Source organism: Blautia sp. HCP3S3_C12 (assembly GCF_052064155.1).
Taxonomy (GTDB): Bacteria; Bacillota; Clostridia; order Lachnospirales; family Lachnospiraceae; genus Blautia_A.
Window position 1 is genome coordinate 51495 of the sequence record NZ_JBQHWC010000021.1, and the last position, 13557, is coordinate 65051.

Genomic DNA, 13557 nt, shown 5'->3' on the forward strand with positions numbered 1-13557 from the left:
TTTTTATCTTTACTTTTCTTTATCTTATTTATTTTCCTTTATACTCTGCTCTGAGCAAGGCGATTTCATGAGTCCATCCTTCATCATCATTGGGTGTTTCCAGAATAAAGGGAATTCCTTTTGTGGCAGGGTGATTGATCACGCGAACAAGTGCTTCCAGTCCTATTTGACCCTCTCCGATTCTGGCATGACGGTCCTTATGGCTGCCAAGTGGATTCATGCTGTCATTCAGGTGGATAGCCTTTAGTCTGTCCAGACCTATGACCCGGTCAAATTCTGCAAATACACTGTCAGGATCATTTACAATATCATATCCACCATCCCAGACATGACAGGTATCCAGACAAACCCCTAATTTATCTTTTAATTCCACCTGGTCAATGATCTGACGGAGTTCTTCAAAATTTCTTCCTACTTCCGTCCCCTTTCCTGCCATAGTTTCCAGAAGTACAATTGTACTCTGGTCTTTTGTCAGCACTTCATTAAGAATTTCTGCAATTTTACGGATTCCTACTTCTGCGCCCTGTCCTACGTGGCTGCCCGGATGAAAATTGTAATAATTTCCCGGTGTCATTTCCAGACGTTTCAGATCATCTGTCATGATTTCTCTGGCGAAATCTCTGAGGTTTTCTTTGGCAGCACAACAGTTCATAGTGTAGGGTGCATGAGCTACCAGCTTTCCAAAATGATTGTCCTTTACCAGCTGCAGAAATGCCTGCACATCCTGGGGATCTATTTCTTTGGCTTTTCCTCCTCTTGGATTTCTGGTAAAAAATGCAAATGTGTTACCGCCATTTGCCAGCATCTGCTTTCCCATTGCAACATATCCCCGGGATGAACTTGTGTGATTTCCTATATACAGCATCTTTTTGCTCCTCTTCTGTAGTATTTTTTATCATATCAATTATTTTTATTATAACACAGAATCCGGCAAATGCGATGCAATTCCTGAATTATCGTTACTGTTCACTTCGTTCACAGTAACGTAGTGGTGTGTGAACAGTAACGAATTATCAGTCTATTCTTTTCGTCAAATTAAATGTATAATAGACAGGAAAGGAGAACTAAGTATGGGAAAATTAATCGAAGGACTCTGGGATTGTCCGTTTTGTGACAATAAGAGAATCAAAGCCGGGCAGAAAACCTGTCCACTTTGCGGACATCCACAGGATGAAAACACAAAATTCTACATGCCGGACGCAATTGAATATGTTTCAGAGGAGAAGGCTGCCAAAATCAGCCGAAATCCAGACTGGCAGTGCAGTTTTTGCGGCAGCCTTAACAGTGACGATCTGAACATCTGCAAAAACTGCGGAGCCACAAAAGAAGACTCTGAGAGAAACTATTTCGAAATACGGCAGCAGGAAGAAGAAAAGAAACGCAAAAAAGAAGAGAAAAAAGAAACGCACCAGAAAAATACTGCAAAAAGTGCACCAAAGAAAAAAGAAAAAAAGAAGAAATCACTGATGAAAAGAGCTCTTCTCTTTCTGGGAATCTTTGCTGTCATCATTTTCGGAATGATGTCCTGTCTGGCACCGAAAGTAAAAAATGTAACCATTGATGACTTTGACTGGGAACGAACCATCGACATCGAAGAAATCGTTACACACAGCGAAAGTGATTGGCAGCTGCCAGATGACGCACGGCTACAATACACGAAAAATGAGATTAAGTCATACGAACAAGTCATAGACCACTATGAGAAAGTTACGGAAACCAAAACACGCCGCGTTATCGACCATTATGAAGATGAAGTCTCCCATGTTGACCTAGGAAACGGGTATTTTGAGGAGAAAACCAAGAGTGTTCCTGTATACAAAGATGAAACCTATACAGAAACCACGGATAAACCAGTGTATCGACAAGAACCGGTGTATGCTACAAAATATTACTACGAAATAGACCGGTGGACTGTGGTAGACACTGCGAAAAATTCCGGAAGGGACCAGAATCCAGCCTGGCCAGAACCAAAGCTGAAAGACAACCAGAGAACAGGAACAAAGGATGAGCACTATTTCGTGACTGCTACCTATGAGAAAAAGGAAGGCAAAACCGAAACAGAACGCTATGAGATGGATTTCTCTGAATGGAAAAAGCTGAAAAAAGGCGAAAAAACAGACTTAAAGATTGATGCTGCCGGATTCGCAGAAATTAATAAAGAATAAGACCAAAAAGGAGTATTCAATGCAAAAGATGACAGAAAAAATTGTACCTTTACCAGTGGCTCTAAATTCGGCAGAACCTATATTCTTTTACCTGCTGAAGGAAAAGTTGTAAATCCATTTTATTTGCACAATTAGGAATCCCCTCTGCAGGAATTGCATTAGTGATCAGTATCGAGTTACTTATGGATGCATTTTCAACAGCCTGCAATCTTGCATTTCTGCAAACAGAACTTGTACTTTCTGCAAAAAAATTGAATTTGCTGGATGAAGCAAAACTGCGGAAATAGTATGAAAAAAGCCGGTCAAAAGACTGGCTTTTTTCATTTCTCTTATAATTACAATTTTTATTTTTTTCTCTTGTACATTTCTCCGATTACATAGCACAGCGCTGCAACAATCATACCATTGATGGATGCAATTCCCCATGTCACTACGTTTGCCACGATCGCACCAAGAATAACTCCGGCAACTGCAAACCAGTTGACTGTTACGATCTCAAAGGTATCTGTATCGTAAGCTTTTTTATTCATAAAATAAGAGAGGACCAGGATGATACCAACCGGCGGCAGTGTACAGTTCAGGATATTCAGCCATCCGCAGAAGTTGTAGTACAGCCATACAGAAAGCAGTGTTCCGATAATACCGGAGATCAGAACCATGGGTTTCTTTCTCTTATTGAAAATGTTTGCAAGACCAAGTCCTGCTGTATACAGAGCATTGTCATTGGTTGTCCAGATATTTAATCCCAGAACCAGGATTGCAAGATAGAACAGATTCAGACGAATCATAACTTCAAAAATATCATTTCCACCAACAAAAATATAAGAGATTGCTCCAAAGAAGAACATCAGGGAGTTTCCGATAAAGAAGGCAACTACTGTTGCGATCGTTCCCTGTTTACCATTTTTTGCAAATCGTGTAAAGTTCGGTGTTGCAGTTCCTCCTGATACAAAAGAACCAATTGCAAGTCCTGCACCGCCGATAACACTCAGAGAGCCACTGGATACAGCAAACTGATCAATGATCGTGCCATCCCCCTGTCTTACTGCCATGACCATTGCCACTGTTCCAAGAACTGCAACAAGCGGTACGGCAATATAACTGATGATTGTAAGAGACTTGATTCCAAAATATGCAGATGCAGTCATACATGCTCCTGCGATCAGAATCAATACCCATTCAACTGCTGTGCTTCCGCCAAAAAGTTCGCGTGCAACAGGAATCGCAAACATCGCAATACCTACACCAAACCATCCAATCTGTGTAAAGCTTGTCAGTGCTGAAGAAATATAAGAACCTTTTTCTCCAAACGCTCTCTTGGAAAGCAGGTCAAGGCTTAAACCTGTCTCTGCGCCTACATAACCAAGCAGACCTGTATAAACACCAAGGATCGCTCCACCCAGAAGAAGGGCTTTGATAAATCCCCAGAAGTCCAGTCCTGCTGCCATTTCCTGTCCTACCCACATACTCGCAGAAAAGAAAGTAAATCCAAGCATGATCATAAACATTGTCAGAAATCTGCGTCTGCTCCATTTCGGAACTGCGCACTCTGCAAAGTCAATGTCTATACTTCCCTGCTCTGCGCTATTTGCTGTTGTCATTTTTTCACTCATCTGTTCTCCCCGTTTTTCCTTAATCTAAAATATATTTTCGCAGTGCGTCCGTAAATTCTCCGATACGCTGCTCTGCAAGCTCTTTTAATGTAATATCTTTCATACTTTCAATATATCCAAGTTCCTGACGATACAGCCATTTTGCATCTGCCGGGCGGATATCCTGATAGTGGTTTGCCTTAACCCAGTCTTCATAGCTGATCGGAGTCGGATAACCCAGTTTTTCATCCAGAAGTTCCTTAAAATCGATCTTATCCGCTCTTTCACTGATCCCTTTCCAGAATTCCAGAACTTCTTCTACATGCTCATGAATCTCGTAACGTCTCGCACCACCATCATAAATAATACATTTTTCAAAAAGAGGGCTGCACATGGAAAGCGTCTCTCTTCTGAACTCAGGCGCAACAATACCACCTTTCCAGTAGAAATCCACGTCCGGAAGGTTAATTCCGGAAACACCCTTATCCTGATATGTACTGAAGATTCCTTCATAATAAACGGTGATAAAGCCTTCAAACTCCGGCCAGAACTGGCGGATTTCTGCAGTAAGCTTCTCAAGAATATCAATTCCTTTTGTTCCGCCGATAGTAAAGATAATAATATTGCGAAGTCTTGCGCCGTGATCTCTGTAGAAATCAGTTACATAACGAAGACAGTGGATCAGTGTCTCTCCGCTTGCAATGATGTCACCGATCATCAGTGTACTGTCCGGTACCATGGTAAGCTTGCTGTATTTGATTTCAAGGCCTGCGATCTCCTCTTCTTCAAAGACACGCTCACTTGAAAGAAAGCTGATATCATGAACACGGATATGTTCTCTATAACAAGCCTCTTCGAGAGGATAATTCAGCGCACCTCTCAGGATAGAAAGAATATTTGCTGTTGTAACCTTCTTCTGCTCCTTCAGATAATAAAGCATCTGAGAAGTGGAAGAAACAAGACAGTTATAAACCTCATATCCTACTATTTCCGGTGTATTCAAAAGTTTTCTTGATTCTGCCTCAGAAATAACATAATACTCATTTTCATAATCTCCACCTTCGAGACGATAGCATGCAACACCCTGCTCATCGAACTCCGGCATCAAAACTACATTATCCCAGTTTTTCATCTGTGCTTTTCCCTTTCCTCTACATTTTATGTTCATAAATCTTAGTTACTGCTCCATTCACAATAACGCATCTACAAAAGAGTATGATGAACTGCTCAGAATGTCAAGTAGAAAAAACATTTCCAGACATTTTATTCCACACAAAAAAGATCTCTCTGCCATCACTGGCATTGAGATCTTTTTCTTTTCCATTCTTCTGACCGGTTTCGGTTTATCCAAAAAGCTTCGGTTCATTCTCAATCAAATCTTCTGCCAATTGTTTCTTATCTACCATTGTTTGATCCATGATATACAATCATACATTAACCTCTTTTTCCCTCACATAATCAGTAATATCCTCTACCAAATATTTCTTTCCCTGTGTATGAAGAACATCGTAGCATTTAATAATATAATTATCCAAAATCCCAGTTGAGTTTAATATTTTATACACTTTGGCTGGGGACATTTTCCATTTATCTGCAAGACTATATATCATGAAAATTGAAAAACTCAATTCTTTTTTCTCACACATAATCACTACCAACCTTTCTGTTATATTCTTACTTAGATTATAACAATTATTTTATTTTCATACACTATATTTTTTTATTATTATCAAAAAGTAGGCATCCAATATTGCAACACCGCCGTTCCCCCAGTTAGGAATACACAGATACTTTCCATATGCATGTTTTCCTACAATGCATTTAGTAAAAATCACTTCACAACTACTGTTGCTACTTTACTCCAATTAGACGTTTTTCCGTTTACATCACTTACACATATTCTGACATAATATTTCTTTCCTGACTTCAAATTTTCTTTTGTGCAAGTAGTTTTATTTGGATCATATATCATTTCCGATATCATATCTGAAAAGTCAGCCTTTGTACTGAATTCAATCCTGTATAAATCTGCATTTTTATTATACTTCCATGTAACTTGAATCGTTCCCTTTTTATTACTTACACATTTCCAATTCTGCACAGGACTTGGAAGGATTTCGAAAGTTGTGAAACCAGAACAGTTCTTATAGCTTCCCTTTCCGGTAACCAGAACCGTAGCTGTTCCAACTTCTTTATTATTGAAATACTTTACCGTATAATTTTTACTGGATACTTTTTTCCCTTTATAAGTTACCGTAATTCCTGGTTTAACCATTTTACCAGTATAATTCATCGTTTTGGACTTCAAACTTAAAGAAAAACGTCCTGCTGCCGGTTTACAGTTTATAAAATCAAAACCATTTCCTTTTGCATATTTTTCGACATTTGTACCAACATTTCCATAGATTTTAAATCCATTAATTTTGTTTATAGTTCCATTGTCTTCATATTTATATCCAAACGCGTTTTTTCCTATGGAAATGCTTCCGTATAAATCCTGTAATTTAATTGAAGTAGCAGCACAATTTATAAACGCTCTTTCCTGAATATCTGAAAGCCTGTAAGATAACGTAATATTTTTCAAATTGATACATCCCATGAACGCTTCTCTTCCTATAATTCTTGCAATTGGAAATCTGTGCCTCCAATGAAAGATTCCCTTTTCAAAGAAGCAAAAATATTGTATCATAATAATAATTCAGTCTTTTTTGCCCGATGTATCTGTCATGTACAGAGAACAGTAACTTATGATAAAAATTCTATTGAGAGGATAATTTATGTTCCAAACGATCATTGACGCAATCAACACATTTCTTTACAGCAAATTGCTGATTGTGATATTAATTGGTTCCGGCATCTATTTTACTATTCGGACCAGATTTCCGCAGGTACGTTTATTTCGGAAAGCCTGTAATGCTGTAATGGAGAAGCCGGACGGAAAAGAAAGTGTGTCATCCTTTCAGGCACTGATGGTCTCTACAGCATCTCGTGTAGGGACAGGCAACATTGTGGGAGTATCTTCTGCTATCTGCATCGGTGGTGTAGGCTCCGTATTCTGGATGTGGATCATTGCCATTCTTGGCAGTGCATCAGCTTTGGCAGAAAGCACACTGGCACAGATATATAAGAAAAAAGGGAAAGATGGCAGGTGTTATGGTGGTCCGGCTTATTATATAGAAGCAGCACTGCACAGCAGAGGATTGGCAGTGGTTTTCTGTATAGCCATGATCCTGACTTATGCATTTGGATTTAATATGCTGGCTTCTTACAATCTTCAGTCTACCTTTGCCGGCCAGCCATTTTACAATGCAGATATCACGCCTTGGATCATTGGCGGAATTCTGGCACTGGTAATGGGATGGTGTCTGTGTTTATTGACACGTTATTATTGTGTACTGCAACTGCCATGATGTGTCTGGTATCTGGTGTGATACCTGCGAAAGAACTTCAGGGTGCACCATGGGTGCAGGCAGCACTTCACAAGACACTGGGGTCTTTTGGCCCATATTTTATTATGATCGCCATGGTATTATTTGCTTTTACCACATTATTGGGAAATTGTTTCTACTGTGACAATCTGCTGACTTATATTCATAAAAAACAACCGGACAGGAAATTCATGACAGGATTTCGCATTGCATCAGCACTGGCAGTATTTTGGGGTGCAGGTATGGAAATGACATTACTATGGCATATCTCCGATGTATTGATGGGGGTAATGGCGTTGATCAACATTCCGGTAATCCTGATACTGTCCAATACTGTAGTGAAGGCATTAAAGGATTACGAAATACAGATTCAGCAGAAAAAGAATCCTGTATTTTTCAGTAAGAATATTGACCTGAAGCAAAAAACAGATTACTGGAATGAAAAAACTAACCAATAGTTAATAGAAATTTTCTCTCTCCTATTATATGGTAACTATAGAATAAACTTGGGCAAAGCATTACGTGTACCAAAAGTCATAATATTTGCCTGAAACTATTATAGCCTATCGTGTAAGGAGGAGATTTTATGAGTATGAAGGAACGCTTTATAAAAAAACGCAGAAGCTATCTGGTATTTTTCTTTCTGACAGCATTTGCCGTACTTTCATTTTTTCCAAGGCTGACACTGGCTGCTTCCAAGCCAACTGCCAAGCAGCTTAAAGTAAGCTGCAGCGGATTCCAATATGACAATGATACCGCAAAGTTATATCTGAAGCTGAAACTGAAAAATACTTCCAGTTACACAATTACAAAAGTGAGGATGGAATATGAAATCCCAATCATGGAGGATGGAACCATAACCCAGACCTTCAGTGTGACAATCAATCCCGGAAAAACAGTAAACAAGACTGTTTATGTTGGAAAAATGGCTCAGCAACCGTATAAATCACCTAAGGTAAAGTGCTTGTCGTTCTGGTACCGGTCTGCTACCCCTAAGCTAAGCCAGCTCAAGGTCAGCTACAAGGGATATGATTATAATCCCAACACCGGAGAGCTGTATATAACTGCCCGTATGCAAAACACTTCAAGTTATACCATTACAAAGGTAACAATGTATTTTGAGATACCGCTGGATGAAACTGCAACGCCCACCCAAACCTACAATGTAAACATTCCAGCCGGAAAGACCAAAAATTACAGATTCAAAATCGGAAGGATGGCGGATGCCCCAGATGGAAAAACGAAAGTGCAATGTAAGAAATTCTGGTATAAGAAGTAGCATCCCACTGCTGCAGTAAGATACGGTCACTTTATTTATGCACAAAGGGACTCTTGTTTCAGGAGTCCTTTTTTATTGGCATTTGGAATGATCCTTTCCATGTTTGCAGTCCGGCATATAGCCGTACCTCAATGTCATGGTGCAGAGAAAACATCTTCCACGGATATAACACAAAATCATTTACAAAAGTATAGCAAAACATCCTCCGCGGAGGGTATTCTCAATCAGCAAAAACTTCTGACTGTTTACTGAAAAGTATGATATAATAAAATTACAAAATATCTTTCAAAAAGTCCTATTTTTCATTTTAAAAATATATATTTTAAGAAAGTACAGGCCCGCTTATGAAAAGAATTTCTTTTATCACAACATTATTTCTTTTAGTAATGATTCTACTCAACGGAAAACCTATAGACTGCCAGGCAAAAGATATTTCCTGGACCGTTACACAGTATGGTAGCGACAATGATTCTGCCCAATCTATGTTTTATACCATTAAAGGCAGCAACGGCAGATTATTTATCGTAGACGGAGGCTGGGCAGCAAATGAAGGACGCGTCAGAAACGTAATCAAAAAAAATGGCAACAAAGTTGACGGATGGATCATCACCCATCCTCATCCGGATCATGTTGGAGCATTTAACAAAATAAAATCAAACCCACAAGGGATCAAAATCGGATATGTTCTGGCCCCAAAGATCAATGCAGAACGATATAATACATACAAATACTATTGGGATGAATATCCCGTTTTCACTAAATTCATGAGCTTGGTATCTAACTATCCCAAACTCAAATGGATCAAGCCAGGAAAGGCCATGAAATTATATGGACTTAACATGAAATTTTTCAACAGCTACAGTAATGATATCAATGATACCACAAAAGACATTTGCAATGGCTCCTCCCTGGTATTCAAGATATATGGCAAAAAGACAAGTATGCTTTTTACTGGAGATATAATTTCCCCAATCGGAAAAAGGTTAATAAAAGAATACGGATCAGAATTAAAAGCAACTTACCTGCAGGCTCCCCATCACGGAAACAATAAAGGGCGGAAATCTTTCTTTACATATATCCATCCAAAAGTTACCTTTATTGATGCACAGGCTTCATTACGAAACAGCAATGCTGCTATCCAGGAAAATATAAATATTTTAAAAGGTCTGGGCAGCAAATTATATTCTTTTGATCACAGAAAGAGTGTGATCATACACTGAGAGACTGCTTTCCAAAGCTTGAACTACCCCATCCGACGTCAATCGGGTGGGGTTTTCTGCGTTTAAATAGATAAAAGGCTGTCGCACATAAATTTCATGGTCGAGATAAAATTTCTCAACAATCAAAAAAACTTCTTTTCGTTATAAATTATGGTATACTATGTTAGTCAAGTATAACAGCGATGTATAATAAGAAATGAAAGGAACAATTATGCCATTAAACTTAGCAGATTTTAATAAGAAATACCGGATAAGCAAAGTCTGCGGGCAGGAAAAGCAGCGCCATTACCTGGAATCCCTGGGATTTATATGTGGAAGTGAAGTCGAACTCCTTTCTGAAATCCATGGCTATTACATGCGAATATACTCAGGATATTGCCATGATCCGTTTCTTTCATGATAAAAACATACGGATATCTATGGATGATTTTGGTTCAGGCTATTCCTCTCTGAATACTTTAAAAGATATTCTTTTTGATGAAGTAAAAATAGACAAACGCTTTCTCTCGGACGATCTGTCTGAAAACGGAAAGATTGTCCTTCAGGAAATTTTTCACCTGTTAAAAAGGACTAAGAAATTTATTGTCTGCGAAGGTGTGGAAACAAAAGAAATGGTAGATTTCCTTGTAGAAGAGGGTTGTGATGAGCTCCAGGGATATTACTACTATAAGCCTATGAGTCAGGAATCATTTGAACAATTGTTGCAGAAAACATTCTGATCAAACCAGGCACTCAGCTGCAAGTACATTATACTTTTCCATTCTATATTTTGTAAAAACTATTGACGTTCTTACCTTCCGGCGCTATCATAAAATCATGATATCTGTCTCTTGTCTGCAAGATACAGCAAAAAAATACTTTCAGGGGGAAATTCCAATGAAAAAATTCATGGAAGAATTCAAAACATTTGCCCTGCGCGGCAATGTCATGGACATGGCAATCGGTGTTATTATCGGAGGTGCTTTTTCCGGAATCGTAACCTCTTTGACCGACAACTTCATCAATCCGGTTCTCAACGTACTTACTGGCGGAGCTACATATTCACTCCAGGATGTATCCGGATTCGCATCCTCTTTCATTTCTTCAGTAGTTAACTTCATCATTATGGCATTCATCCTGTTCTGCCTGCTGAAGGCAGTGAACAAAGTAACATCCTTCGGTGCCAAAAAAGAAGAACCAGCCGCTCCGACTACTAAGAAATGTCCTTTCTGCATGAGCGAAATCGACATCAAAGCTACACGCTGTCCACACTGCACTTCCCAGTTACCGGAAGAAACAGATAGTATTGATCCAGATGAATGAATATAATAAAGTCTCATATACAAAAATGCATTTCTCACTAAACGATTAAGATGAGAAATGCATTTTGTATTTTAAAGGTTTATTTATGGTATGCGTTATTTACGAAGATTGCTATAGTTTTGTTTAGTCCTGTTTTACATTGAAGGCTTTCATTCCCGGATATACTGCGCTTGCACCGAGTTCTTCTTCGATGCGGAGAAGCTGATTGTATTTTGCAACACGTTCAGATCTGCTTGGGGCGCCGGTCTTAATCTGGCAGGTATTCAGTGCTACTGTAAAATCTGCAATTGTTGTATCTGCTGTCTCGCCGGAACGATGAGAAGAAATTGCGGTGTAGCCTGCTTTGTGAGCCATCTTGATTGCTTCCAGTGTTTCGGATACGGAACCGATCTGGTTTAATTTGATCAGGATCGCATTACCTGCACCAAGGCTGATACCTTTTGCAAGACTTTCTGTATTTGTAACAAACAGGTCGTCACCGACAAGCTGTATTTTGTCACCAAGTCTGTCTGTAAGTTTCTGCCATCCTTCCCAGTCTTCTTCATCCAGACCATCTTCGATGGAGATGATTGGATATTTCTCACATAATTTAGCCCAGTGTTCGATGAGTTCTTCAGATGTATATTCTGTGCCGGCTTTTGGAAGTTTGTAGTATCCTTTTCCCTTTTCACTCTTCCATTCGGAGGAAGCAGCATCCATGGCAATTCGGAAGTCTTTGCCTGGTTCATATCCGGCTTTCTTCACTGCCTCGAGGATTGTCTCGATTGCTTCTTCATCGGATTTCAGTGCAGGTGCGAAACCACCTTCGTCACCTACTAATGTGGCAAGTCCGCGCTCTTTCAAAATAGAAGCAAGTGCGTGGAATACTTCTGCACACCATCTTAAGCATTCCTTGAAGGAAGGTGCCCCAACTGGCATAATCATGAATTCCTGCACATCCAGACCGGATGATAATGCATGGCATCCGCCGTTTACGATGTTCATCATTGGTACAGGGAGACGGTTTCCAGATACTCCGCCAAGGAAACGATACAGCGGAATTTCAAGAGAAGCTGCCGCTGCTCTGCAGCATGCGATAGATACTGCAAGGATTGCATTTGCTCCAAGTTTGGATTTGTCTTTTGTTCCGTCTGCTGCAATCATAGCTGCATCTACTGCATAGATATCGCCTGCATCAAGACCTTCGATTGCTTCGTTGATTGTTGTGTTGATGTTCTCTACTGCTTTCTGTACGCCTTTTCCAAGATAGCGAGCTTTATCTCCATCTCTCAGTTCCAGAGCTTCGAATTCTCCTGTGGAAGCACCGCTTGGAGCTGTTCCTCTTGCAACAGTGCCGTCCATCAGATATACTTCTGCTTCCACTGTTGGGTTTCCTCTGGAATCCAGAATTTCTCTTCCAATTACTTTCTCAATTTCTAAGTACATGATAAATCCCCTTTCTGGTTTTGTATTTGGACTCCTGGTACACCGCAACTGGGATGTACCGGGGGGATCATATCTGAGGTACGGCCTTCAGCATAGCCGTGAGTTCAGCAAGCACAGATGCGATCCATTGTTCCGAAGGTTTCAGCAGGTCTTCAGATGGAGTTCAAATGATTGATTCACGCTAGAGTTTATGATACCTAACTCTGATAGTTGGTGTATTCTAACTCTTGTTGAAATGCAAGAGGGTAATTGGGGAGATATTGAGAAAGTATTTCAGAAAACACATGTATATTTATGGTTTATTGTGAACTTCCAGTTTTTTTCCGCCTAAATCGAGTGTCGCTATATCTGCAACTCAAAATAATTCTATTTTTCTGTCTTTTCTCCATCTGATCCTGTAGGTACCTCATAGTCGAGTAGACACACCAATTACTTGGTGTGCCCCTCACAGATCCGGACGTGCGGCTTTTCCGCATCCGGCTCTTTACGGAACTAATTATTCTACAGCTATCCATATATGCTCACGTATATTCTCGGTTTCGCTAGGGGATATGCATTTGTAAGCATGTCCAAAAATCCACTCCATTGGTAACTTCTTCTCTGACTTCTTCTGTTTAACCAGAAGAACAGACTCTTCGTCACCCTGTATCGGAAGGATGTTATTGACCTCGAATTATCTGTGATTCCATAGTAATGATAATATCCAACAAGAATCTGATTAAGTTTCTTCACTATCACTTTCACGGGTAATGTTCTCATTTCTCCTATCAGCTTGTGAACTTCCTTGCATTTATGGCTGAACTTCTTCCTGCTGGTTTTCCTCTTTACTCTGAACTTACCGTTTTTGCCATGTGAACAGTAGTGTGTAAATCCCAGAAAATCGAATGTTTCAGGTTTGGGTTCTCCTCGTTTGGTTCTGTTTGCTTCCGCAAATCTTCCAAATTCTATCAACCTTGTTTTCTTCTCTTCCAGGCTCAGTCCAAAGTGTTTCATCCTTTTCTTTAATAATTCGTAGACAAGTTCAGCATCTGATTTATATTGAAAACTCATAACAAAGTAGGTAGACCCAAGGAACCTCCCCTTGAGTCCCCATCAGAACCGTACGTGAGCCTCTCAACTCATACGGCTCCTTCTCCAACAGATGGT

General features: G+C 39.8%; 13 protein-coding genes and 1 pseudogene. 7 read left to right on the plus strand and 7 right to left on the minus strand.

All coding sequences use genetic code 11. From position 1 onward, the window contains the following. Positions 1–28: 28 nt before the first annotated feature. Entirely contained in the window at positions 29–865 is an 837-nt protein-coding gene (locus ACTNDS_RS14125; protein ID WP_441036490.1) for a deoxyribonuclease IV, read from the minus strand. 205 nt (positions 866–1070) lie between these two features. On the opposite strand from ACTNDS_RS14125, the gene ACTNDS_RS14130 reads away from it, so the two are divergent. After that, positions 1071–2165, plus strand: coding sequence for a hypothetical protein (locus tag ACTNDS_RS14130; RefSeq protein WP_441036492.1), 1095 nt, complete (start codon positions 1071–1073; stop codon positions 2163–2165). A 344-nt stretch (positions 2166–2509) separates the two neighbouring features. Here the strand turns inward: ACTNDS_RS14130 and codB are convergent, their stop codons facing one another. The 4 genes from codB to ACTNDS_RS14150 all read right to left on the minus strand — a co-directional run bounded on the left by codB (position 2510) and on the right by ACTNDS_RS14150 (position 6446). Then, positions 2510–3778 (minus strand): cytosine permease, encoded by a 1269-nt coding sequence (gene codB / locus ACTNDS_RS14135; protein WP_441036494.1) that lies wholly within the window; start codon positions 3776–3778, stop codon positions 2510–2512. A gap of 19 nt (positions 3779–3797) precedes the next feature. Continuing rightward, positions 3798–4925, minus strand: coding sequence for a hypothetical protein (locus tag ACTNDS_RS14140; RefSeq protein WP_441036496.1), 1128 nt, complete (start codon positions 4923–4925; stop codon positions 3798–3800). 259 nt (positions 4926–5184) lie between these two features. Beyond that, a complete protein-coding gene (locus tag ACTNDS_RS14145; RefSeq protein ID WP_441036498.1) occupies positions 5185–5403 on the minus strand; it encodes a DUF3791 domain-containing protein in 219 nt (72 codons plus the stop codon). Positions 5404–5588: 185 nt separating this feature from the next. Continuing rightward, entirely contained in the window at positions 5589–6446 is an 858-nt protein-coding gene (locus ACTNDS_RS14150; protein ID WP_441036500.1) for a leucine-rich repeat protein, read from the minus strand. 88 nt (positions 6447–6534) lie between these two features. Here ACTNDS_RS14150 and ACTNDS_RS14155 point away from each other — a divergent pair. The 6 genes and pseudogenes from ACTNDS_RS14155 to mscL all read left to right on the plus strand — a co-directional run bounded on the left by ACTNDS_RS14155 (position 6535) and on the right by mscL (position 10986). Next, positions 6535–7643 (plus strand): annotated as a pseudogene (locus ACTNDS_RS14155) (alanine/glycine:cation symporter family protein). 128 nt (positions 7644–7771) lie between these two features. Continuing rightward, the gene (locus ACTNDS_RS14160) at positions 7772–8464 is read left to right on the plus strand and encodes a hypothetical protein (protein ID WP_441036502.1); all 693 of its coding nucleotides are present in this window, start codon (positions 7772–7774) and stop codon (positions 8462–8464) included. Positions 8465–8808: 344 nt separating this feature from the next. Further along, positions 8809–9684 carry a ComEC/Rec2 family competence protein gene (locus ACTNDS_RS14165; protein ID WP_441036504.1) on the plus strand — a complete coding sequence of 292 codons (876 nt, stop codon included), beginning with the start codon at positions 8809–8811 and terminating at the stop codon, positions 9682–9684. 211 nt (positions 9685–9895) lie between these two features. Continuing rightward, positions 9896–10084, plus strand: coding sequence for a FeoA family protein (locus ACTNDS_RS14170; protein ID WP_441036506.1), 189 nt, complete (start codon positions 9896–9898; stop codon positions 10082–10084). Continuing rightward, on the plus strand, positions 9996–10403 hold the full coding sequence (locus ACTNDS_RS14175; protein WP_441036508.1) for an EAL domain-containing protein: 408 nt from the start codon (positions 9996–9998) through the stop codon (positions 10401–10403). The genes ACTNDS_RS14170 and ACTNDS_RS14175 overlap by 89 nt, the downstream gene beginning before the upstream one ends. 157 nt (positions 10404–10560) lie before the next feature. Continuing rightward, on the plus strand, positions 10561–10986 hold the full coding sequence (gene mscL / locus ACTNDS_RS14180) for a large conductance mechanosensitive channel protein MscL (protein ID WP_441036510.1): 426 nt from the start codon (positions 10561–10563) through the stop codon (positions 10984–10986). 123 nt (positions 10987–11109) lie between these two features. Here the strand turns inward: mscL and eno are convergent, their stop codons facing one another. Then, positions 11110–12414, minus strand: coding sequence for a phosphopyruvate hydratase (gene eno, locus ACTNDS_RS14185; RefSeq protein WP_441036516.1), 1305 nt, complete (start codon positions 12412–12414; stop codon positions 11110–11112). 504 nt (positions 12415–12918) lie between these two features. Continuing rightward, a complete protein-coding gene (locus ACTNDS_RS14190) occupies positions 12919–13362 on the minus strand; it encodes a group II intron maturase-specific domain-containing protein (protein ID WP_441036512.1) in 444 nt (147 codons plus the stop codon). Positions 13363–13557 lie beyond the last annotated feature (195 nt).